18 protein-coding genes and 1 pseudogene are annotated in these 22,643 nt (G+C 71.3%); 5 read left to right on the top strand and 14 right to left on the bottom strand.

The annotated features are described in order from the left end of the window. Nucleotides 1-10: 10 nt before the first annotated feature. From ABZV77_RS18995 to ABZV77_RS18965, 7 genes are all read right to left on the bottom strand, one after another. On the bottom strand, nucleotides 11-913 hold the full coding sequence (locus tag ABZV77_RS18995; protein WP_356257842.1) for a S1 family peptidase: 903 nt from the start codon (nucleotides 911-913) through the stop codon (nucleotides 11-13). A gap of 270 nt (nucleotides 914-1,183) precedes the next feature. Continuing rightward, nucleotides 1,184-1,969, bottom strand: a complete 786-nt coding sequence (locus tag ABZV77_RS18990; protein ID WP_356257839.1) for a DUF1684 domain-containing protein — start codon at nucleotides 1,967-1,969, stop codon at nucleotides 1,184-1,186. A 5-nt stretch (nucleotides 1,970-1,974) separates the two neighbouring features. Beyond that, complete coding sequence (locus ABZV77_RS18985; RefSeq protein ID WP_356257836.1) at nucleotides 1,975-3,276, bottom strand: NtaA/DmoA family FMN-dependent monooxygenase; 1,302 nt, start codon at nucleotides 3,274-3,276, stop codon at nucleotides 1,975-1,977. Further along, complete coding sequence (locus tag ABZV77_RS18980; RefSeq protein WP_356257834.1) at nucleotides 3,273-4,382, bottom strand: LLM class flavin-dependent oxidoreductase; 1,110 nt, start codon at nucleotides 4,380-4,382, stop codon at nucleotides 3,273-3,275. The genes ABZV77_RS18985 and ABZV77_RS18980 overlap by 4 nt, the downstream gene beginning before the upstream one ends. Nucleotides 4,383-4,392: 10 nt before the next feature. Next, nucleotides 4,393-5,181, bottom strand: coding sequence for an amino acid ABC transporter ATP-binding protein (locus ABZV77_RS18975; protein WP_356257831.1), 789 nt, complete (start codon nucleotides 5,179-5,181; stop codon nucleotides 4,393-4,395). Then, nucleotides 5,165-6,946 (bottom strand): FAD/NAD(P)-binding protein, encoded by a 1,782-nt coding sequence (locus tag ABZV77_RS18970; protein ID WP_356257828.1) that lies wholly within the window; start codon nucleotides 6,944-6,946, stop codon nucleotides 5,165-5,167. The genes ABZV77_RS18975 and ABZV77_RS18970 overlap by 17 nt, the downstream gene beginning before the upstream one ends. Continuing rightward, nucleotides 6,943-7,809 carry an amino acid ABC transporter permease gene (locus ABZV77_RS18965; protein WP_356257825.1) on the bottom strand — a complete coding sequence of 289 codons (867 nt, stop codon included), beginning with the start codon at nucleotides 7,807-7,809 and terminating at the stop codon, nucleotides 6,943-6,945. Before ABZV77_RS18965 ends, ABZV77_RS18970 begins: the two co-directional genes overlap by 4 nt. A gap of 523 nt (nucleotides 7,810-8,332) precedes the next feature. Here ABZV77_RS18965 and ABZV77_RS18960 point away from each other — a divergent pair. Then, nucleotides 8,333-9,292 (top strand): ABC transporter substrate-binding protein, encoded by a 960-nt coding sequence (locus ABZV77_RS18960; RefSeq protein ID WP_356257822.1) that lies wholly within the window; start codon nucleotides 8,333-8,335, stop codon nucleotides 9,290-9,292. Between the two features lie 20 nt (nucleotides 9,293-9,312). On the opposite strand, the gene ABZV77_RS18955 is transcribed toward ABZV77_RS18960, so the two are convergent. Then, complete coding sequence (locus ABZV77_RS18955; protein ID WP_356257819.1) at nucleotides 9,313-10,614, bottom strand: DUF5685 family protein; 1,302 nt, start codon at nucleotides 10,612-10,614, stop codon at nucleotides 9,313-9,315. Nucleotides 10,615-10,905: 291 nt separating this feature from the next. Here ABZV77_RS18955 and ABZV77_RS18950 point away from each other — a divergent pair, with 291 nt between their 5' ends. Further along, on the top strand, nucleotides 10,906-11,355 hold the full coding sequence (locus tag ABZV77_RS18950) for a cell division protein SepF (RefSeq protein WP_356257816.1): 450 nt from the start codon (nucleotides 10,906-10,908) through the stop codon (nucleotides 11,353-11,355). 12 nt (nucleotides 11,356-11,367) lie between these two features. On the opposite strand, the gene ABZV77_RS18945 is transcribed toward ABZV77_RS18950, so the two are convergent. Then, nucleotides 11,368-12,564 (bottom strand): acyl-CoA dehydrogenase family protein, encoded by a 1,197-nt coding sequence (locus tag ABZV77_RS18945; RefSeq protein WP_356257815.1) that lies wholly within the window; start codon nucleotides 12,562-12,564, stop codon nucleotides 11,368-11,370. Nucleotides 12,565-12,729: 165 nt separating this feature from the next. Beyond that, the gene (locus ABZV77_RS18940; protein ID WP_356257812.1) at nucleotides 12,730-14,373 is read right to left on the bottom strand and encodes an MFS transporter; all 1,644 of its coding nucleotides are present in this window, start codon (nucleotides 14,371-14,373) and stop codon (nucleotides 12,730-12,732) included. 229 nt (nucleotides 14,374-14,602) lie between these two features. Here ABZV77_RS18940 and ABZV77_RS18935 point away from each other — a divergent pair, with 229 nt between their 5' ends. After that, nucleotides 14,603-15,751 carry a mannosyltransferase family protein gene (locus ABZV77_RS18935; protein WP_356257809.1) on the top strand — a complete coding sequence of 383 codons (1,149 nt, stop codon included), beginning with the start codon at nucleotides 14,603-14,605 and terminating at the stop codon, nucleotides 15,749-15,751. A 248-nt stretch (nucleotides 15,752-15,999) separates the two neighbouring features. Next, nucleotides 16,000-17,022 (top strand): phosphatase PAP2 family protein, encoded by a 1,023-nt coding sequence (locus ABZV77_RS18930; RefSeq protein ID WP_356257806.1) that lies wholly within the window; start codon nucleotides 16,000-16,002, stop codon nucleotides 17,020-17,022. 104 nt (nucleotides 17,023-17,126) lie between these two features. On the opposite strand, the gene ABZV77_RS18925 is transcribed toward ABZV77_RS18930, so the two are convergent. After that, nucleotides 17,127-17,342, bottom strand: coding sequence for an I78 family peptidase inhibitor (locus ABZV77_RS18925; protein ID WP_356257804.1), 216 nt, complete (start codon nucleotides 17,340-17,342; stop codon nucleotides 17,127-17,129). 415 nt (nucleotides 17,343-17,757) lie between these two features. Here ABZV77_RS18925 and ctaD point away from each other — a divergent pair. Beyond that, nucleotides 17,758-19,398 (top strand): annotated as a pseudogene (gene ctaD, locus ABZV77_RS18920) (cytochrome c oxidase subunit I); the annotation flags it as partial. Here the strand turns inward: ctaD and ABZV77_RS18915 are convergent. From ABZV77_RS18915 to ABZV77_RS18905, 3 genes are all read right to left on the bottom strand, one after another. Then, nucleotides 19,331-20,407 (bottom strand): YafY family protein, encoded by a 1,077-nt coding sequence (locus ABZV77_RS18915; protein WP_356257802.1) that lies wholly within the window; start codon nucleotides 20,405-20,407, stop codon nucleotides 19,331-19,333. The pseudogene ctaD and the gene ABZV77_RS18915 sit on opposite strands and share 68 nt — an antisense overlap. Nucleotides 20,408-20,468: 61 nt before the next feature. Then, complete coding sequence (locus ABZV77_RS18910) at nucleotides 20,469-21,341, bottom strand: hypothetical protein (protein ID WP_356257799.1); 873 nt, start codon at nucleotides 21,339-21,341, stop codon at nucleotides 20,469-20,471. Then, entirely contained in the window at nucleotides 21,338-22,600 is a 1,263-nt protein-coding gene (locus ABZV77_RS18905) for a glycosyltransferase family 4 protein (RefSeq protein ID WP_356257796.1), read from the bottom strand. The genes ABZV77_RS18910 and ABZV77_RS18905 overlap by 4 nt, the downstream gene beginning before the upstream one ends. Nucleotides 22,601-22,643 lie beyond the last annotated feature (43 nt).

Below are 22,643 nucleotides of genomic sequence, written 5' to 3'. Positions count from 1 at the left end.
GTGGCCGCTGTCAGTAGACGCTGACGTTGTACGCGCGCAGCGCCTCGGTGACCGGCTGGAAGAACGTCGTGCCGCCCGACGAGCAGTTGCCGCTGCCGCCGGAGGTCAGACCGAGGGCCGTGGAGCCCGAGTACAGCGGGCCGCCGCTGTCGCCGGGCTCGGCGCAGACCGTGGTCTTGATCATGCCGTAGACGACGTCGCCCCCGCCGTAGTTCACGGTCTGGTTCAGCGCGGTGACGCGGCCGCTGTGCGTGCCGGTCGTGGAGCCGCGCCGGGTGACGTTCTGCCCGACGGTGGCGTCGGCGGCGCGGGTGATGTCCTGGCTGCCCACGGTGCCGGACTTGGTGACGGAGGTGTTCGTGTACTTCACGATGCCGTAGTCGTTGGTCGGGAAGCTGGAGCCCGACGTGGTGCCGAGCACGGTGGTCTTCGCCGAGTTGGACCACCAGGTGGTCGCCCCGTCGGTGCAGTGCCCTGCGGTCAGGAAGTAGTAGGTGCTGCCGTTGCGCACGTTGAAGCCGAGCGAACAGCGCCAGCTGCTCGCGTAGATGGCGTCGCCGCCGGAGATGTACTTCTGGAACGTGCCCGGTGTGCGCTCGATCTTCAGTGCGTCGGCATTGGGCCCTGCCGCGTCCTTGAGCTCGGCGATCTCGGCCTTGGAGACCGTGCTGTCGGCGGTCACGACGACTTGGTCGGTCTTCGGGTCGACGCCCCAGGCGGTGCCCGCGACATCGGCACCGAGGAGGGCGTCGCTGGCCTGTTCCAGCTGTGCCGCGCTGAAGGCCGCCGCGCCGTCCTGTGCGGTGGCGGCGGGCACGGCCAGCGCTCCGGCGGCCACGAGTCCGGTGGCCACGGCCAAGAGGCGGGTGTGTCTCGATATGCCACTGCGGGAAGTGGTGCGCTTGATCCTCACGTTTGTTCCTCCCGAGGGAAGTCAGTGGGTCCTTGTGGGTTGAGGACCCGTGAGGCGCAGCCAAAGAGACAGCCCGGATTCCGGATACGCCGTGCTCCTGACAAGCGCTGCTCGGGAGTATTGAGGGGCGGGGACGAGCCGCACAAGGGCGCCTTTCGGCCGTCGACCGATACATGTCGGCCAGCCCCGGTGGGTCGTACCTCTCGTACGCCACCGGGGCTCGCGTCACTTCTCCGGGTGCGCCGGCACCCGTTCGAGTGCTCTGACGTCTCAGCTGTCGCGAAGGTTCCGCTCGCCCGCCGCGATCTCGCTGAGCAGGGTGTTGCCGGGCGGCGGGAAGGGGCAGATGAAGTGGTCGGCGAAGGCGCACGGGGGCAGCAGCGCGCGGTTGAAGTCGACGGTGGTGCGGCCGTCGGCGTCGGGCGCGGCGGGCCGCAGGAAGCGGAAGCGGTGGCTGGAGAGCCCGCTCGAGGCGTCCGCGAAGACCGCCCACAGCGATCCGTCGCCCTCGACGCTCACCTGGAGGGTGTGCTCGACTCCCCCGAGCCGGAAGGAGAGTTCACCGCCGAGTCCGAGCCCGCGCTCCTTGCCGTCCGCGTTGCCGACCGTGACGGTGCGGTCCTCGTCGTACGGGGTGAAGCGCCCCGGCACGGCCCACCGGGCGTCGTACGCGGTGGCGTCGATGCCCCGGAAGACGCGGCGCGCGGCGGCGTCCGGGTCGAAGTCGCGCACCGCCCAGAGGCCCTCGCGCCGGAAGACGACGAGCCGCCGCCCGGCGAGCGCGACCCGGGCGTCGGTGACCGGACCGCTGTCGGCACCGAGCCGGACCTCTCCGGTCAGGGGCTGCCCGTCCACGGTGATGCCGTCGTCGGGGCGCGCGGCCAGAACGACCGCGTCGGGCGTCTCCACCCAGTGCCCGGGGATGCCGGGAAGGTGTCCCTCCGGATAGTCGGCGAGCCAGTGCGTGCCGGTGAGGGCGAGCGGCCCGTAGGGGGCCGACACCGTCTCCGTCCGCTGCTCGTGCCAGTGCTTCCAGTCCTGTGCGGCGTCCGTCATAGTGATCAACCCTTCCATACGGGCTCGCGCAGCCCGAGGTGGGAACGGAGTGTCGTGCCCTCGTAATCCGTGCGGTGCACGCCGCGCTCCTGGAGCAGCGGCACCACCTTGTCGACGAACTCGTCGAGCCCTCCGGGGGTGAGGTGCGGCACGAGGATGAAGCCGTCGGCGGCGTCGGTGCGCACGGACTCCGTCAGATCGGCGGCGACCTGGTCCGGGGTGCCGATGTAGGACTGCCGGGCCGTGGTCTCGATGACGGTCTGGCGGATGGAGAGCCCCTTGGCCTCGGACAGGGCCCGCCACTTGTCGGCGACGGCGAGGGGGTCGCCGATCTTCACCCGGCCCTGGACGAGCTGCGACTCCGGGTCCGGGTCGATGTCGGGCAGCGGCCCGTCCGGGTCGTACGCGGAGAGGTCGACGCCCCAGACCTGTTCCAGGGCGAGGATCGCGTTCTGCGGGGAGATCTGCGCGCGGCGGATCCCGGCGGCCTTCTCCTGCGCCTCGGCGGCGGTGTCGCCGAGGACGACGGTGACCCCGGGCATGATCTTCAGGTCGTCGGCGGAGCGCCCGTACTTCGCGAGGCGGCCCTTCACATCGGCGTAGAACTCCCGTCCTGCCTCCGGCGTGCCGTGCCGCGTGAAGATCACGTCGGCGGCGGACGCGGCGAACTCCCGCCCCTCCGGCGAATCGCCCGCCTGGATCACGACGGGGTGTCCCTGCGGGGAGCGCCGCACGGGGAACTCGCCCTCGATCGAGAAGTGCCGCCCCCGGTGCGCGAAGGGCCGCGGCCTGCCCTCCGGCGACCAGGAGTCCCACAGTTCGCGTGCCGTCGCCAGGAACTCGGCGGCGCGGGTGTAGCGGTCGGCGCGGTCGAGGTAGCCGCCGCGCCGGAAGTTCTCGCCGGTGAAGGCGTCCGAGGTGGTGACCACGTTCCAGGCGGCGCGGCCCGCGCTCAGGTGGTCGAGCGAGGCGAACCTGCGGGCCAGCTCGAAGGGTTCGTTGAAGGTGGCGTTGACGGTGCCGGCGAGGCCGAGCCGCTCGGTGACGGCGGCGAGCGCGGTCAGGACGGTGAGCGACTCGGGCCGCCCGACGACGTCCAGGTCGTGGATCCGCCCCTTGTGCTCGCGCAGCCGCAGCCCTTCGGCGAGGAAGAAGAAGTCGAAGAGGCCGCGCTCGGCGGTGCGGGCGAGCGACGCGAAGGACGAGAAGTCGATGTGCGAGCGGGACCTGGGGTCGGACCAGACGGTGGTGCTGTTGACCCCGGGGAAGTGGGCGGCCAGGTGCACCTGCTTGGGTCGCTGTGTCATGCGGACTCCCCCGTGAGTGCGGCGTATCGGTTGACGGGCCGGGCGAGCCCCAGGTGTTCGCGGAGCGTGCTGCCCGGATAGAAGGTGCGGAACAGGCCGCGGTGCTGGAGCAGCGCGACGGTGCCGTTGACGAGCCGCTCCAGGTCACGGCGGGGCTCGGCGGGCGTGAGGTGGAAGCCGTCGACGGCGCCCGCGCGGTGCCAGTCGGCGATCAGCTCCGCCAGGTCGACGGGCCCGCCGCGGTAGGCGGGCCCCTCCGCGGTGGGCAGCGGTCCGCCGCCGTGCCCCGGCTCCGCGGCGTGTTCGCCGCCGCCGAGGTCGACGTCGAGGGCGGCGAACACGAGGAGCGTCCGCGGGTCGCGGCCGAACCGGGCGGCCAGGCCGCGCAGTTCGGCCCGGGCGGCAGCGGCCCGTTCGGCGGACGCGGCGCGCACGAGGGCGACGTCCGCGTGCCGGGCCGCGGTCTCGCGGGCCTGCGGCGCGGTCGCGTCGACGACCCGCACCGGGTGGCCCTGCGGTGGCCGCGGCACGATGGAGGGCCCGCGCACCGAGAAGGAGCGGCCCTCGAAGTCGGCGTAGTGCAGCTTGTCCCGGTCGATGAAGCGGCCGGTCGCCACGTCCCGTATCTCCGCGTCGTCCTCCCAGCTGTCCCACAGCCGGGCGGCGGCTTCGGCGACCTCACCGGCCTCCTGCCAGAGCTCCTCGCGCGGCGCGGCGCGGCGCCGCCCGAAGAGCCGGGCCTCGGCCTCGGTCGCCGACACGTCGAGCGCCCAGCCGGCCCGCCCGTGGCTGACCCAGTCGAGGGTGGCCACGGCTGCCTGCACGTGGAACGGCTCGGTGTGCGTGGTCGTGACGGTCGGCACGAGGCCGATGCGTCCGGTGCGGGGCGCGATCCGTGCGGTCACGGCGAGCGCGTCGGGCCCGGAGCGCGCGAAGGAGTCCCCGAGCGTCACGAAGTCCAGCGCCCCGCGCTCGGCGAGCAGCGCCGACTCGGCGTAGGCGTCGGCCGTGTAGGCGTCGGGGGCGTCGGGCCTGTCGATGGCGACGGCGAGATGGAGCGGGCCGCGGCCGGTCACCGCGTCCTGGGTGGGGTGCGAGGCAGTCATGCGAAGGCTCCTAGAGGACCTTGGAGAGGAAGGCGCGCGTGCGGTCGTGGCGCGGCCTGTCGAGTACGTCGGCGGGGGCGCCCTGTTCGACGACGCGGCCGTCGTCCATGAAGACGACGGTGTCCGCCACCTCGCGGGCGAAGCCGATCTCATGGGTGACGACGATCATCGTGGTGCCCTGCCTGGCGAGGTCCTTGATGACGTCGAGGACCTCGCCGACCAGTTCGGGGTCGAGGGCCGAGGTCGGCTCGTCGAACAGGAGCAGCTTCGGCTCCAGGGCGAGCGCGCGGGCGATGGCGACGCGCTGCTGCTGTCCGCCGGAGAGCCGCTCGGGGTGGACGTCGGCCTTGTCGGCGAGGCCGACCCGCGCCAGGAGCTCGCGGGCGGCCCGCTCCGCGGCGGCACGCGGCCGCTTGAGCGCGGAGACAGGCGCCTCGACGATGTTCTCCAGCACGGTCAGGTGCGGGAAGAGGTTGAAGTTCTGGAAGACGAAGCCGATCCGGGTGCGCTGCTTGAGCACATCGCGTTCGGGCAGCTCGTACAGCTTGTCGCCGGAGCGCCGGTATCCGATGAGGGAGCCGTCCACGGAGACCTGTCCCGCGTCGACCTTCTCCAGGTGGTTGATGGTGCGCAGGAGGGTGGACTTGCCGGATCCGGACGGGCCGAGGACGACGGTGACCTCTCCCCTGCCGACCCGCAGGTCGACCCCCTTCAGCACCGGCAGGGAGCCGAAGGACTTGTGCACGGAGCGGACTTCGACCATGGGGTCGGCGCTGGGGGCTTCACTGGACAGGGGCATGGGTTCGTCGGGTTCCTCGGGTCGTGGCGGTGCGCAGGAAGTCGAGTACGGCGCGTGCGGTGGCGTCGTTCTGCCGGAAGGTGGGGCTGTTGGTGCGCGGCCGGGTGAACGCGCCCGCGCCGCGCGCGTCGGTGTGCGGGCCGAGCGCGAAGCGGCGCGGATGCGGCACGCCCGCTCGGTCGAGCACCCGTCCGTCGGCCGGGTCGACGGCGAGGAGCCCCGCGGCGGTCGACGCGGCGCCCTCGGCGTGCAGGGCGCGCAGCAGCGGGTCGCGGGTGCGGGCGAGGGTGGGCTGCGGCAGCCGCGCCTCGACGAGCGCGCGGGCCTCGGTGACCTGTCCGGGCAGGGTGGGACTGTGCGCGCGGAACACCCCGTCCTCGGCGGTGACCTGGACGTCCGCGCCGAGGAACCGCACGACTCCGGCGCGGGAGAGGGCGAGCAGCTGCCTCAGCCGGGGTCCTGGCGGCCCGGACGCGAGGTAGCTGAAGAAGCCGTGCCACCACGTCCCCACGTCGCCGAGCCGCACCAACTGCCCGTACACGGAGAGCAGTCCGAGGAAGACGGCGAGGTCGGGGCTGTGCGCGGGGTCGTGGCGGCGCGCGAGGTCGTCGGCGATGTGGCCGCGCAGCCCGTCCTGCAGCGCCGCGTACGAGGTGTGGCGCACCCCGGCCAGGGGGTGGTCGAGTGCCGTGAGGTCGAGCCGGTCGGCGGGGTCGGGCACGGCGGAGGCGACGAGGGCGTCCAGTTCGGGGCTGCCGGGGTCGCAGGCGGCGTACTTCTCGTCGAAGTCCGTCCATGCGGTCCTGGTGCGCTCGGGGTGCGCGGTGAACAGGCGGTGGTAGTGGGCGAAGCCGAGCTCCTTCTCGACGAGCGGCCAGACGTCCCGCCGGAAGTCGAACCCGCCGGGCCTCGCGAGGAGTCCGTCGATCTCGTCCGGCCCCAAGTAGCGGGGCAGCGGCGGCCGTTCGCCCGCCCAGTCGTAGCCGATCTTCGAGTGGTAGGGGACGCCGCGCCGCGAGCCGACGTACAGGACGGGCTCGCGGCCCGACGGGTGGTACGTGTCCCCTTCGTACCGTCCGCCGCGGCCCTCGGTGAGCAGCACCATCAGGTCGACGAAGGCCAGGCCGAAGCCGCGCACGATGACGGGTGCGCCGGGCGCGAGCCGGGACAGATCGCTGTCGGCGGTGAAGTCGGGCGGCAGATGCACGAGCCCGGACCGCTCCGCAAAGGCGGCCAGCTCGGCCTGCTCTGCGTCCAGTTCGGCGTCCAGGTGACCCATGGCCAGGATGACGAGGTCGGCGGCGAGGGGCTTGTCGAGGCCCTCGACGGTCACCTCCTGGCGGGAGCTGTGCGCGCCGGTGACGCGCAGCGCCCTGCGCCGGTGATGGTGGACGACGACGCCCTCCGGCAGGGCGGCCACGGCCTTCTCGTACACCCAGCGCATATACGCGCTCTGTTCACGGCGGCCCAGGAAGGACCGTCCGTCGTGGCCGGTCCACTCGTGCAGGGCGGGGCCCGGCAGGACGGGGCCCGCCACCTCCACCGTGGCGTCGGTGAACATCGTGACGTCCTGGGCCTGCGAGTTCATCCAGAGCAGCGGCGACTGGTCGTGGCGCCAGATGCGGCCGCCGCCCGGCGGGTAGGGGTCGACGAGGTGGATGTCGAGCCCCGGTCCGTCGTACAGCTCGGGGGCGTTCGCGGCGAGGCGCTCCAGGATGCCGGTGCCGCGCGGGCCCGCGCCCACGATCACCAGAGAGCGCCTCACCGGGCACGCTCCGAACCCCGCGCATAGTGCCGCTCGACGTAGTACTGGCCGACGCTGAGCACCGAGGTGACCACGACGTACCAGATGGTGGCGACCATGAGCAGCGGGATGACCTGGTAGGTGCGGTGGTAGACGAGCTGCACGGAGTAGAGCAGGTCCTGCACGGCGATGACGGAGACGATCGAGGTGCCCTTGAGGGTGCCGATCAGCATGTTCCCGGCGGGCGGCACGATGGACCGCATCGCCTGCGGCAGGATGATCCGCCGCCATCTGCGCCACCGCCCGAGGCCCAGCGACTGCGCGGCCTCGGTCTGCCCGCGGCCGACGGAGAGGATTCCGCCGCGCACCACTTCGGCGGCGTAGGCGGCCTCGTGGAGGGTCAGCCCGATGACGGCGATGGTGACAGGGCCGAGCAGGTTCACCGTCTTCACGCCGAACAACTGCGGGTACAGCGCCCCGATGTTGAACCAGAAGAGCAGCTGCACCAGGATCGGCATCGACCTGAAGAACCAGACGTATCCCCAGCTCACCGCCCGCAGCACGGGGTTGGCGGAGAGCCTGCCCATGGCGAGGAGCGTGCCGAGGGCGAAGCCGAGCACCATGACGAGGGCGGTCAGCCAGAGCGTGAGGCCGAGCCCGCGCAGCACGGACGCCGAGGTGAAGTAGTCGCCGACGACGTCCCACTGGAACGCCTCATTGCGTACGACGGAGTTGGCGACCAGCGCGAGCAGGACCAGGACGGCGACAGCCGCTGTCCACTGTCCCGCGCGGGGGCGGGGCACGATGCGGGGCGTGTCGGGGAGCTCGGGAGGATCCCGGGGCTCGGGGGCAGTTGCCACTTTGGCGAGGGTCTCGGAAGACATGCGGAAGGCTCCGTGGATACAGAAGATCGAACACGGGTGATGCCTTCACACGGACCGAGCCCCTCAGCACGATCCGCTTTGAGATTACGGTGCGCCGCACACGCGCTGTCAAGGCTGTCCAGGATGTGAGCCCTACGTCTCACGGCAGTTGACGCGGAAACGGATGCCTGTTCCACTTGGCCCATGCATCCGCAGCAGTGGCTGGTCACGCGCTCCCACATCGACTTCGGTCGAGTGTGGTCGGCGTCTTGTTGATGTCTCTCTGAGCCGACCCCCTGCGCTTCACGCACCCCTGAGCCCGCTCCGCGTCCGCTGAGCCCGCTCGCCCTGTCCGGGTCGGCACCCTGCGCTCTCCGCACACACGACGTCCGTGCACCCGCACGCCGTCGCTCCCGCCTTCACACGCGTACGCCGCCGCCCCTGCCTCATGGGCGCACGGCACCCCTCCCCTCGTACGTCCGCTGCACCCTGCCCTACCCCGCCCTGCCCTGCCCTGCCCTGCCGAGCTGGAGACCGTCACACCATGAGCAAGCCCCCGCATTCCCGCCGCATCCCGGCGGCCTTCGCCCTGATCACCGCGGCCGCCCTCGTACTGACCGGCTGCGGCTCGGGCGACGCCGCGGACACCACGGGCGGGGCCGCCCCCGCGGGCAAGAGCGCCGAGATCCCGACCGCGGACGTGGTCTCGTCGGTCCGGAAGGACGAAGCCGCGGCGAAGCTGCTGCCCGCGGACGTACGCGACCGGGGCTCGCTCTCCATCGCCTCCTCCGTCGGCGGCACCCCGCCCGGAGCGCTCTACCTGGAGGACGGCAGGACGATCGTCGGCCAGGACATCGACTTCGCGGACGCCGTCGCCAAGACCCTCGGCCTCAAGCTGAAGCGGGAGGCCGCGAGCTTCGAGGCGATCCTGCCCGCCCTGGGCAGCGGCAAGTACGACCTGGGCACGGGCAACTTCGGCGTGACCGACGAACGCCGGAAGACCATCGACTTCGTCACGTACATCAACGACGGCCAGGGATTCGCCGTCCGCAAGGACAGCGACCTGAAGAAGGTCACCGATTTCGAGCAGCTGTGCGGCCTGAACGTGGCGACGGGCGCGGGCACCACCTTCGAGGTCACGCTGGAGGACAACAAGCACGTCTGCGAGGACGCGGGCAAGAAGCCCTACAGCGTGAAGACGTACGCCGAGCAGGGCGCGATCTGGGCCGCGCTGCAGCAGGGCCGCGCCGATGTGGTGATGTCCACCATCAACGGCCTGCGCTACGCCGTGAAGCAGCAGGAAGGCCTGAAGTTCCTCGGCGAGTACCGGCGGCTCGACGTCGGCTTCGCCTTCAAGAAGGACACGAAGCTGGCGCCCGCGTTCCGGGCCGCGGTCGACCGGCTGATCAAGGACAGCACGTACGACCGCATCCTGAAGAAGTGGGGGACGCAGGGCTCCGCGATCGAGAAGTCGCAGATCTCACCCCCCGAGATCAAGAGCTGACGGTCGGTCACGCGCCCCGGCTAGAGCCCGCAGTCGCAGCAGGAGCAGCACTCGCAGATGCCGCAGCAGCCACAGTCGCAGTCGCAGTTGTTGCAGCAGCCCTCGCGCTTCTTGCGGGACCAGGGGCCTTCGTAGTGGTCGGCGCAGCACATCTTGCAGGTGCAGCAGAGCCCGATGGCGACGGCACACCCCGCCCAGAAGCCGCGCTTGCCGGGCTTCGGGGGCTGCGGCTCGAAGGCGGGCCCACCGCCGAAGCCACCGGGCCCTCCGGGGCCGACCGGCCCTCCGGGACCACCAGGGGCCCCGCCGCCGTACGGATTGCCGCCCCCGTACGGATTGCCGTCCCCATACGGATTGCCGCCCCCGTAAGCCCCGCCCTGCGGCGGAGCACCGTACGGGCCACCACCCTGCGGCGGCCCGAAGGAACCGCCCTGATGCGCCGTCACCTCATGCGCGTGCCCGCACGCGTCGGTGCCGAAGGCCCGGTCGATCGACCTGCCCAGCTCGTGCGCGAGCAGCAGGTGCGCCAGCTTGCCGTCGGTGAACTCGGCGTCGCGCAGTGCGAGCCGGATGCCGTGCAACGCGTCGTCGGCAAGACGCCGCGCCTCGGCCGGTGAGGTGCCGGTCGCGGTGAGCGGGTTCCACGCGCCCGACGCGGCGTCAGCTTCCTTGTCCTCCACGGCGTCGAGCAGGTGCGCGAGCCTGCCGAAGAGGCGGCCGGCCTCGGCGAGCGGCGCCGCGTTGCCCGGTCGCCCGGCGAGCACGGCGGTGTGCGCGAAGGCCGCGGCGGTCGCGGTCTCCGTCGGCTCGGTGACCGCGAGCAGCGAGGTGCCGGGGCCCGCCAAGGACTCGATTCCGGCCTGCCGTTCGACGGCGTCGACCAGGACCGCCGTGTCGAAGCCCACATCGGCGCCGGTCCGCGCGCCCGCCTTGTCCCAGTTCCTGGCCACGCGCCGGGCGGCGACGGCCACCGGCCTGCGCGCCAGGATCCCGTCCCCGTCGACGACATGGTCACGGACCTTGGCCGACGCGAGCACCAGCGAGACGGCGGCGGCGAGCCGCGCACCCTCCCCCTGGGCCACGGAGGCGGTCCGCATCCCGCGCAGCGGGCAGGGCCCCGCGGTGCGCCGCCACCCGGACGACCGCTCGGCCTGAGCCTCCGTCAGAACCGAGATGATGAGGCCGTCGTAGTTGGTGACGACGCGTGCGAACTGCCCGTGGTCACCGCGCAGTGCGAGGCAGAGCCCGCACAGGTGCGCCATCCACTGGGTCTTGAGCCCTTCGCCGAGGCGATGGCTGCAGGGCCTGACGATTCCGAACAAGACGACTCCCCCGAGAGGCCCGTATGTGATCAACCCCGGCATCGTAGCGAGGGTCCCGTTCACCCGTACGCACCGACCGTCACCCATACGCCGTGAAGAATCATATTTCACTCACTGTCAGCAGCCGTACACAGCACGACCCTTGGAGCGCACCGCACATCAGCGTGTTGACTCTGCACCAGTACCGTCACGAAAACCCCGCGCGGCGACTATCCACTTGGCGCATCATCCGCATCATGGACGACGATAGGGATGCGGAATTCAGGGAAACCGCTGCGAGAGGAGGCGTCCATGGGATCGGTGCGCAAGGCGAGTGCCTGGCTTGGCCTCGTCGACGACAACAACGACGAGCGTTACTACGACGACGGCTACGAAGACGACCGGACTGAGGGACCCGACCAGCCGGAGGCCTGGGTCACGGACCCGCGCGTGCGGGTGGCGAGCGAGCCTGCCCCGGATCAGGAACACCGGATCGGGACCGTGACCCCGGACAGCTTCCGGGACGCGCGCCGCATCGGTGAGCTCTTCCGGGACGGCGTCCCGGTCATCATGAACCTCACGGCCATGGAGCCCACCGACGCCAAGCGCGTGGTCGACTTCGCGGCAGGCCTCACCTTCGGCCTGCGCGGTTCGATCGAGCGCGTGGCCACGCGGGTCTTCCTGCTGACGCCCGCCGACACGCAGATCGTCAACGGCGAGGCCGGAAGCCGCGCGGCGGACGGCTTCTTCAACCAGAGCTAGGGGCAGGGCCGCTCACCGGAAGGCATCGAGACCGGTGAGCGCCTTGCCCAACACCAGCTGATGCATCTCGGACGTGCCCTCGTAGGTGAGCACGGACTCGAGGTTCGTCGCGTGCCGCATGACGGGGTACTCCAGCGAGATCCCGTTGGCGCCCAGGATGGTCCTGGCCGTGCGGCAGATCTCGATCGCCTCGCGGGCGTTGTTGAGCTTGCCGAAGCTGATCTGCTCGGGACGCAGCTTGCCCGCGTCAAGCCGCCGCCCGAGGTGGTGGGCGAGCAGGATGCCCTTGTGCAGCTCGACCGCCATGTCGGCGATCTTGGCCTGGGTGAGCTGGAAGCCGCCGATGGGCCGGCCGAACTGCTCGCGGCTGCGCGCGTAGTCGACGGCCGCCTCGAAGGAGGAGCGGGCCGCGCCCATGGCCCCCCAGACGATGCCGTAGCGGGCGTGCGAGAGACAGCTCAGCGGGCCCTTGAGGCCGACGACCTCGGGCAGCACGGCGTCCGCGGGCAGCCGCACCTCGTCGAGGACCAGCTCGCTGGTGACGCTCGCGCGCAGCGACCACTTGTGCTTGATCTCGGGCGCCGAGAATCCCGGTGCGTCGGTCGGAACGACGAATCCCCTGATGCCTTCGTCGGTCTGCGCCCAGACGACGGCGACCCCGGCCACCGAGCCGTTCGTGATCCACATCTTGCGGCCGGTGAGGACCCAGTCCGTCCCGTCCTTCTTGGCGTGCGTCCGCATGGACGCCGGGTCGGAGCCGTGGTCGGGTTCGGTCAGGCCGAAGCACCCGATGATCTCCCCGGCGGCCATGCCCGGCAGCCACCGCTGCTTCTGCTCCTCGGAGCCGAACTTCCAGATGCCGTACATGGCGAGGGAGCCCTGCACGGAGACGAGGGAGCGGATCCCGGAGTCGGCGGCCTCCAGCTCCAGACAGGCGAGCCCGTACTGCACGGCACTCGCCCCCGCGCAGCCGTAGCCCACCAGGGACATCCCGAGCGCTCCGATGGAGCCGAGCTCGCGGGCCAGCTCCCGGATGCCGGGCAGCTCGCCCTTCTCGTACCAGTCGGCGATGTGCGGCAGGACCCGGTCGGTCGCCCAGGTGCGGACGGTGTCACGGATCGCGAGGTCCTCGGGGTCGAGGAGGTCGTCGATGCCGAGGGGGTCGGCGGGGTCGAAGGGCGGCAGAGGGGTGCGGGCACTTGCGGACATGCGGGCCTCCGGCGACACAAAACTAGCAGTGGTAGTTAGCTACGGCTCGCGCTGACGTTACGACGCAGTGTCCCCCACGTCCAGAGCACGCCGACCCCCACCAGGGCCCCGTCAGGGGCGCGGGGAACTGCGCGACCAGCCACAGACAACCCGCACCCGAGGGGGTCAGACGTCCACGGACGACCCGGCACCGACCCGCGCAGGGTCACGAGGCGCAGGCACCCCCTGCTCAGCCCGCGCCGCAGGCGCAGACGCAGGCGCCCCACACTCCATCCCCCGCGGCAGCTTCAACGCCGCGACCGCCCCGAGCAGCAACAGCCCCGCGCTGACGAGCAGAGTCACATGCAGCCCATGCACAAAGGAGTCCCGCGCCGCACTACGCAGCGCCTCCCCCGCCCCGCCCCCGACCCGCGAAGCGACCTCGTACGCCTCGCCGAGCGAGTGCCCCGCCGCGGCGCTGTCCGCCGCCGACACCCCGTGTACCGAGGAGAGCCCCGGCGCGTACGCCGCGTTCATGACGCTGCCGAGCAGCGCGATGCCGATGCCCGCACCCAGCTGGTAGGAGGTCTCGCCGATCGCCGCCGCACCGCCCGCCTGGGACAGCGGCGCCTCGCTCAGCATCGACTCGTACGCACCGAAGAGCGTGGTCTCCAGGCCGAAGCCGAGCAGTACGAAGCCGATGAGGAGCAGCACGTCGTTGGCGTGGCCGCCCATGCCGGTGAGCAGCACCACGGCGAACGCGGTCAGGCAGAAGCCCGCGCAGACCATCGCGCGCGGCCCCAGGCGGCTGAGCATCTTCGAACCCGCGAGGCCCGCGGCCATCGCGGCGATGGTGAGGGGCAGCAGCCGCAGCCCCGTCTCCAGCGGGGAGAGGCCGAGCACCAGCTGGAGGTACTGCGCGGCGATCAGCTCGAGCCCCACGAGGGCGAGCATCGCGAGGACGATGCAGCCGACCGACGTGCTGAACGCGGGCCGCGCGAACATCGACAGGTCGACCAGCGGGTGCGTGCGCCGCCGCTGTCTGCGCACGAAGCCGACGAGCAGGGCGCCACCGCCGCCGAGGGCGAGCAGGGTCGTGAGGCCGAGCGGGTCCTCCCCGCTGCCGAGCCGCTTCACCGCGAGGACGAGGCCGAAGAGCCCGGCCGCGGCCATCAGCGCGCCGACCACGTCCCACGGCCCGTTCCTGTCACCGGTCGACTCGGGCAGCAGCCAGCGGCCGATGGGCAGGCTGATCAGCATCAGCGGGATGTTTATCAGGAAGACCGAGCCCCACCAGAAGTGCTCCAGGAGGAACCCGCCGAGCAGCGGCCCGACCGCCGCGCCCACCGCGGCCACCGCGCTCCAGAGGCCGATGGCGACGGCCCGCTCACGCCGGTCGGGGAAGACCTGGCGCAGGATCGACAGGGTCGCGGGCATGATCATCGCGCCGCCGACGCCGAGCAGGGCGCGGGCCGCGATGAGCACCTGCGCGTTGTCCGCGAGGGCCGCGATCGCCGAGGCGACGCCGAAGAGGGCGTATCCGAGGAGGAGGACGCGTCTGCGGCCGACGCGGTCGCCGAGCGTGCCGAAGAGGATGAGGAGTGCGGCGCAGACCAGTGGATAGATGTCGACGATCCACAGCAGTTCCATGGCGCCGGGCTTCAGGTCCTCGGTGACCGCGGGCACCGCGACGTGCAGCACGGTGGCGTCGACGGCGACGAGCAGCAGGCTGACGCAGAGGACGACGAGCACGACCCAGCGGTTGGCCCCGGCACCGGCCCCGGATCCCCGACGGCCCTGCGGTGCTGCGGCCGTGGTCGTCCCGGACATGTGCGTACCTCCCAGTGGTCCCTCGCATCGGCGGCCTGCGGGATGTGAACTCCCTGCTCCGGCTCCACGGACAAGGCGAGTGAGCCGTCAGAGTACGCGAGACCTCGCCCGTGACGCGTGGCGGACCTCTCACGGTTGTACGGATGTGATGTGGCGTGCGCCACGCCCCTGACCTTCGACCACGCCCCACGGCGGCGCCCGGTTCCCCCTACGGCCGATAATCGGGCTCGTGACCGATCTTGATCAACGTCTTTCGCCACCCCCGGCGGGCCATGCGCTCCGCCGCGCGGCGCCGGCGCTCCTCGTGTACGCCGGGGTGCGTGCGCTGGGCGTCGCCGTGCTCGCGGTCTGGGGCGCGGCGGCGGGCAAGAGCCCGCACACGCTGCTGACCGCCCGCTGGGACTCGCTCTGGTACACCCGCGTCGCCGAGCACGGATACGGCTGGGAAGTGACGCTCCCGGACGGCAGCGTCCACTCGAACCTCGCGTTCTTCCCGCTGCTGCCCTGGCTGGAGCGGCTCGTCTCGGCGGTCAGCCCCCTGTCGTACGCCGACGCGGGTCTGGTGGTGAGCTGGCTCGCGTCGCTCTTCGCCGCCGCCGGGATCTTCGCGATCGCCGACCGTCTCTACGGGCGCCGGGCCGGGATCTGCGCGGCCGCGCTGTGGGCGGTGCTGCCGGTCGGCATCGTGCAGTCGATGGCGTACAGCGAGTCCCTGTTCACCGCGCTCGCCGCCTGGTCGCTGTACGCGGTGCTCAGGGGGCGCTGGGTGACGGCGGGCGTGCTCGCCTCCTTCGCGGGGCTGACCCGGCCGGTGGGCGCGGCGGTGGTCGCCGCGATCTGGGCGGCGGCGGCCGTGCAGATGTACCGGGAGCGGCGGACGGACCTGCGCATGCTCCTCGGCGTGGTCCTGGCCCCGCTGGGCGCCGCGGCTTATGTGCTCTGGGTCGGCCACCGCACCGGCGGCGGCCTCTTCGGCTATCTCGACGTGCAGGCGGGCTGGGGCAACGGCTTCGACTTCGGCTATGCCTTCGTGCGCTTCATCGGGGAGAAGTTCACCTCGGTCCCCGGCGCCCTCGCGGGCCTCGGCCTCATCGTCGGTGTCGGCCTGGTCGTCTGGCTGTACGTCCTGTGCGTACGCCGCAAGCAGCCCCTGCCGCTGCTCGTCTACTGCGGGATCGTCGTCGTGCTCGCCCTCTGTGCGGCCGGTTACTTCGGCTCGAAGCCGCGGCTCCTGATGCCCGCCTTCCCGCTGCTGCTGCCGGTCGCGGTGGCGCTCGCCCGGCTGCGTACGTCCAGGTCGGCGGCGGTCCTCGGGGTGGTGGCCGTGGCGAGCGCGGTCTACGGGGCGTTCTGGCTGCACGGCTCGGGCCCGCCCTGATCCCGTCATGATCATTTCCATGCCCTTCGGTGATCGAACGGGAAATTCCGCACCAGGACCCGGTGAACGAATTCATAAGGGGTATAAAACTGCGCCGGAAATGATCAACCAATTGCGTAAGGCGGTCGGTGCGGAATAAACAAAACTCGGGAATAAACCCCGTCCTGAGATCAATCCCACATCACATCGTCATCACAAAGCCACTGATTCGGCCTAGTGCCGCACTCACTCGCTGTAACGTCGATTGGGTGCGTACCGAACGAAACCTCACCCGTCTTGACCGGGTCTTCGCCCGGCTGGACCGTGAGCCGGAACGACCGGCCCACCTCGATGTGCCGAGGATGAGCCGGCACAGGGTCGTGCTCTTCAGCGCGACCCTGGCCTTCTACCTGGCCATCGTCGTCGCCGTGCTCGTCACCTCGTGGCTGGTGCGGTTCGACTGGCAGGTCATGTTCTTCCGGCCCTACCAGCAGTGGCCGGAGATCCACGCCTTCCTGGACTACTGGGTCGTGCTCGGCCAGCGCGGCCCCACGGCCGTGATGGTCGCGGCCTGGCTCGGCTGGCGCTCCTGGCGGCAGCACACGCTGCGCCCGCTCCTCATGTTCGGCGCCGCCCTCCTCCTGCTCAACATCACCGTGGGCGCCGCCAAGATCGGCATGGGCCGCCTCGGCCCGCACTACGCGACCGCCATCGGCTCGAACGAGATGTGGCTCGGCGGCGATATATTCCCTTCAGGCCACACCGCCAACGCCGTCGTGACCTGGGGAATCCTGGCCTACCTCGCCTCCACCCCACGGACCCGCCGCTATCTGTCGGCCCTGTCCGCAGTGGTCTCGCTGAGCGTCGGCCTCACCACCGTCTACCTCGGTACGCACTGGCTGAGCGACGTCTTCCTCGGCTGGGCCGCGGGCCTGCTCATCCTGCTCGCGCTGCCCTGGTGCGAGTCGCTGATCGCCCGGGTCGAAGCCGTGATCTTCAGCGTCCGCGAGGCCTGGCGGGCCCGCCGCACCGGCATCATCACGGTGCCGGAGCCCTCGCCGGTCGGCGCCGCCGCAATGGTCCCGCAGCGCTCCGCCCCCGACGGGGACGCGCCGTCGCGCGAGCCGGTCGCGGCCGCCCGCGGCGCACGCCCCTCGGCCTACCTGGCGCCCGGACCGCACACGGCCCGCTCCGAGCGGACCCCGGTCACCCCGGCGGGCAGCCGCCGCCCGCCGCACCCCGACCGCGTGTCGCGCGGCACCCCGTCGGCCCGCCCGGTGGCGGGCGGCTGACCCACGAGCGGCGGGGGCCGGTACGCACAGCCCATCCCCCGCACCGCGAAGGCCCCGGTTCCGTGTCGGAACCGGGGCCTTCTGCTGTACGGCAGGGGCGCGCCTCAGCCCTTCCAGCAGCGCGCCACCACGCCGTCCTTGACCTCGAAGTTGAGCCGCCCCGCGAGGTACTCCATCGTGATCATCGCGCCCGGCTGCAACGACCTGACGGTGGACCAGCCGCGCTCGCGCGCCTGTCGCTCGGCGCCGTCGGCCTGCAGGCCGACGTAACCGTCCGGGCTGTCCTGGGGTTCTGCGGGAGGGGTCGGGATAGGTGCCATGCCCGCCACGTTAGGCGGCACGGCCCCGGCGGGGAAGGCCGGGAGGCGTACACCATGGGTCACCGGTACCTCTCCGGTCACGCTTTTGTCACAGGATCACGACGTGCGTTTCGGTCGAACTCCATCACACGTACGGGCGGTTCCGTACTTGTACCGACGTAATTCACGGGTGTCCTCACGTCACTCGGAAGGGTTCTTCCCCACTCCCGGAAAATACTGGTCCGAATAGGATCGCGACTCTTTAAGGGGACCCCCCGCATTTCCGAATCCCGGCCGTCGCGCGGGAGGTGACGAAGCGTGGGGGAATTCGCCATTCCGGCACGCCCCCTGTCGGAGCCGGGGCGACGCGAGCATCATGGGTGGGCTTCGAACAGGCTTCGGGCGGGCCCGGGACGCGAGGGCGAAGGGGCGGGCGATGGGGACCGAAACGGCACGGGCGGCCGAACGACCGGTGCGGGATCGGCGCCCCGGCCGGATCATCGTGGACTGGCTGACCACCACGGACCACAAGAAGATCGGTCACCTCTACCTGATCACGTCGTTCGTCTTCTTCCTGTTCGCCGGGGTCCTCGCCCTGCTGATGCGGGCCGAACTGGCCCGTCCCGGGCTGCAGCTGATGAGCAACGAGGAGTTCAACCAGGCCTTCACCATCCACGGCACGATCATGCTGCTGCTCTTCGCGACGCCCACGTTCGCGGGGTTCGCCAACGAGATCATGCCGCTGCAGATCGGCTCGCCCGACGTCGCCTTCCCGCGGCTGAACATGCTCTCGTACTGGCTGTTCCTCTTCGGCGGCCTGATGGTCCTCGGCTCGCTCCTGGTGCCGAGCGGGCCCGCCGCGTTCGGCTGGTTCGCGTACGCCCCGCTCAACAGCATGGAGCGGTCGCCCGGCGTCGGCGCCGACCTGTGGATCATGGGGCTCGCGCTCTCCGGCTTCGGCACGATCCTCGGCTCGGTGAACTTCCTGACCACCATCATCGGGATGCGGGCGCCCGGCATGACGATGTTCCGCATGCCCATCTTCACCTGGAACGTGCTCTTCACGTCGATCCTGGTGCTGATCGCGTTCCCCGTGCTCGCCGCCGCGCTGCTCGTCCTGGAGGCGGACCGGCAGTTCGGCTCGCTCGTCTTCGCCCCGGAGAACGGCGGCGCGCTGCTCTGGCAGCACCTCTTCTGGTTCTTCGGGCATCCCGAGGTCTACATCATCGCGCTGCCGTTCTTCGGCATCATCACGGAGATCATCCCCGTCTTCAGCCGGAAGCCGATCTTCGGCTATCTGCCGCTGGTCGGCGCGACGACGGCCATCACCGGTCTCTCGGTGGTCGTCTGGGCGCACCACATGTTCGCCACCGGCGCGGTCCTGCTGCCGTTCTTCTCCTTCATGTCCTTCCTCATCGCCGTCCCCACGGGCGTGAAGTTCTTCAACTGGACGGGCACGATGCTCAAGGGCTCGCTGTCCTTCGAGACGCCCATGCTGTGGGCGGTCGGCTTCCTGGTGAGCTTCCTCTTCGGCGGCCTCACCGGCGTCCTGCTCGCCTCGCCGCCCATCGACTTCCACGTCACCGACACGTACTTCGTCGTCGCGCACTTCCACTACGTCGTGTTCGGCACCGTCGTCTTCGCGACCTTCGGCGGCTTCTACTTCTGGTGGCCGAAGCTGACCGGCAAGATGCTCGACGAACGGCTCGGGAAGATGCACTTCTGGACGCTCTTCGTGGGCTTCCACACGACGTTCCTCGTCCAGCACTGGCTGGGCGCCGAGGGCATGCCGCGGCGGTACGCCGACTACCTGGCGGCGGACGGCTTCACGGTGCTCAACACCATCTCGTCCATCGGGGCGTTCCTGCTCGGCCTCTCCACGCTGCCGTTCCTCTACAACGTCTGGAGAACCGCGAAGTACGGCAAGAAGGTCGAGGTCGACGACCCCTGGGGCTTCGGCCGCTCCCTGGAGTGGGCGACCTCGTGCCCGCCCCCGCGGCACAACTTCGTCACGCTGCCCCGGATCCGCTCGGAGTCCCCGGCGTTCGATCTGCACCATCCCGAGTACGCGGCGTACGCGGCTCAGGAGCCGGAGCAGGCGCCGGAGGATCCGCAGACGGAGCACCCCGGTCCAGGGCCCGGCTGAGCAGGTCCCTGGACGCCGCGATCCGTTCGGTGAGTCCGGCGGGCTCGACGACCTCGAACTCCATGCCCATGAACAGCACGTGGAAGACCATCACGTCCAGGCTCGTCGCGCCCGTGCGCAGCAGGCAGGTCTCCGCGGTCTCGGCCTCCAGGGTGCCGTCGGCGGGCGCGATCCGCTGGGCCGCCTCCGCCATCGGCACGAAGAGCCTGACCACCGCTTGTGCGGCGTACGCGCGCGTGGAGACGCCCTGCTGGACGTAGGCGGCGAGGTCGTCGGCCGGTGGGGTGCGCGGGGTGAAGCGCGGGCCGTGCGGCGGCCTCGGTTCGACGCGGTCCGCGCGGAACGTACGCCAGTCCTCGCGGTCGAGGTCCCAGGCCACGAGGTACCAGCGGCGCTCGGTGCAGACCAGGCGGTGCGGCTCCACCGCCCTGCGGGTCGCACTGCCCTCGTGGTCGCGGTAGTCGAAGCGGAGGCGCTCCGAGTCCCTGCAGAGGTCGGCGAGTTCGGTGAGGACCGCCGGGTCGACGCCCTGTGGCTGCGGGGCGCGCAGCATCGGCACGGTGAACGCGTTCAGGGCGCCGACGCGGCGGCGCAGCCGGTTCGGCAGCACCTGTTCGAGCTTGGAGAGCGCGCGGACCGAGGTCTCGCCGATGCCCTCGATGCCCTGCCCGGCGGCGGTCCGCAGCCCGACGGCGACCGCGACCGCCTCGTCGTCGTCCAGGAGCAGCGGCGGCAGTTCGGCCCCCGCGCCGAGCTGGTAGCCGCCACCGGTGCCGGGGCTGGCGTTCACGGGGTAGCCGAGCTCGCGCAGCCGGTCCACGTCGCGACGGACCGTGCGCGGGGTGACGCCGAGCCGGTCGGCGAGGTCCGCGCCGGACCAGTCGCGGTGGGCCTGCAGCAGGGAGAGCAGGCGGAGCAGTCGTGCCGAGGTCTCCAACATGGACGTGATTGTGCCGGTGATCGAGGACAGCCGCTGTCCTCGGTGTCAGCCGGACGGGGCGTTACCGCGTCGTCTCGCGGACCCGCACGGACAGGTCGTTGTCGAGCGTGTAGTACGGGCCCGCCTCCAGCGTGCCGTGCTCCTCCGTCGCGCACGGCACGACCGGATACGTGAAGATCGCCTTCTTGTCCGGGACGTCGTCCAGGAGCCGGGCGAGGCGCACCCGCGGACCGCTCTCACCGGCAGGCAGCAGCCACAGGTCCCAGGGGCCCGCCCCGCTGTCGGCGAGCGGGCCGTACCGCAGCGCGAAGGAGAACGCCGGTCCCTCGGCGGTGATGTCGACCCGCAGGACGCGCTCCGGCTCGTCGCGCCGGACCGCCTCGACGTACGCGGCGTCGGTGAGCGCGGTGCCGTACACCCGGCCCTGCACGGTCATGGCGGTGCCGGTGATCTCCAGCTCGCCGGTCTCCGCGTGCGGCGCGCGCCGCCAGCTGCGCACCGAGAGGTTGCCCTGCTTCGTCGCGTACGGGATGCGCACCGCGACATGGCCGCGGCTGCCGCTCGGCGCGCGGTCGACCAGCGAGCGCAGGTCGTTCACGCCCGGCATCAGGCGCCGCGGCTCACCGCCCGCGACCTGCGCGTACGCGTTCCAGCGGCCCTCGGCGAGCTCGACGCTGCTGGGCAGCGCGGCCCGCAGCCGTCCGTCACCTGACGGGGTGAGCGGCAGCCGCACGACGTCCTCGGCGGAGTCGGCGTCGGCGTCGCGCAGGCGCAGCAGGAGGTGGGCCACCTCCTCCGTGCCCGGCTCGCTGGGGTCCGTGACGTCGAACGTGAGTCCCCCGGCGGAGTCCGCGATGCAGTCGGCACGTGGCGCCTCCGACGCCTCCTGGTCGTCTCCGGCGTGCGACGCCTGCGAGGTGGCCAAGGCCGTCATGCGGTCGATCCCTTCGTCTGTGCGCGGCCGAGATCCCGCACGGCGTACGCGCCCCCGAGCAGCGCGCCTCGTGTGCGGTGCAGGGAGCCGCGCATCCGGCCCCCGAGCGAGCTGCCCCGGGCGAGCATCCCGGTGAACATGTCGTCGTAGCGCTCGGCGATGCGTTCCGGGTCGAAGCGCTCGGAGTCCTGGAGCGCCGCGCCCGCCATCCGCTGCCGGAGCGAGTCGTTGTTGATCAGTTCGAGCAGCCCGCCCGCGATGGCGTCGGCGTTGCCCACCTCGACGAGCCGCCCGTCGACACCGTTGTCGATGATTTCGCCGGGTCCGTGCGGGCAGTCGGTGGCGACCACGGGCAGTCCGCAGCGCATCGCCTCGACGATCGTCATGCCGAAGGACTCCAGGCTGGAGGTGACGGCGGCGATGGAGCCCTTGGCCCACTCGGGCTCGATCGGGTGGGCGGGGCCCATCAGGAAGACGTGGTTGTACAGGCCGAGCTCGTCGATCAGGGCGCGCAGCTTGTCCTTCTGCTTGCCGCCGCCGTAGATCCGCAGCCGCCAGTCGGGGCGCTCGCGCCGCACCTTGTCGAAGGCCCTGATCAGCAGGTCGTACCGCTTGACCGGGGCGAGCCTGCCCGCCGCCACGACCCACTTGTGGGAGCCGTCGGCGGGCTCGATGCCGGGTGCGGGCACGGGGTTAGGCACGGCTTGGACGTGTACGCCGGGCAGCCGCATCTTGCGGGTGTACGCGCGGGCGTCGGCCTCGGTCGTCGTGGTCAGGACGTCGAGGCGCGGGTAGACGCTGCGCAGCTGGCGGCGGAGTTCCTTGCTGTGGCTGTCGAGCGTGAGGTGCTCCTGGCCGACGCGCAGCGGGCCGCGCGCGGTCTGGCGGGCGAGGTGCACGTTGAGCCCGGGCCGGGTGCCGATGACGACGTCCGCGTCGGTCCCGGTGAGGTGGTCGGCGATGCGCCGGTCGGTGAGGGCGCTGTACTGCTCGTAGCGTCCTTCGGCGCTGGGGAACGTACGGGCGGGGCGCAGGTGCTCGGGGTCTTCGCCCTCGTACCCGGCGGTGCCCTTGCGCAGGTCGACGAGGTGGCGCAGTCGGACGCGCTGGTCAGGCGCGAAGACAGGCTCGTCGCGGTGCCGGAAGACGGATACAACCTCGACATCATGCTGCTGGGCCAGCGTGTTCGCCAGGTTGTACGTCGTCCGGATCGTCCCTCCGATTCCGTACGCGTTGTGAATAAGGAAAGAGATGTGCATGCGTCCCCGTATTCCGCGCTTCCTTGCGGACAGTCCCCCTCGT

The sequence above is a fragment of the Streptomyces sp. NPDC004732 genome (genome assembly GCF_040609235.1).
Classification (GTDB): Bacteria; Actinomycetota; Actinomycetes; order Streptomycetales; family Streptomycetaceae; genus Streptomyces.
The sequence above is the reverse complement of the archived record's forward strand: the minus strand, read 5'-3'. Positions and strand labels throughout refer to the sequence as shown.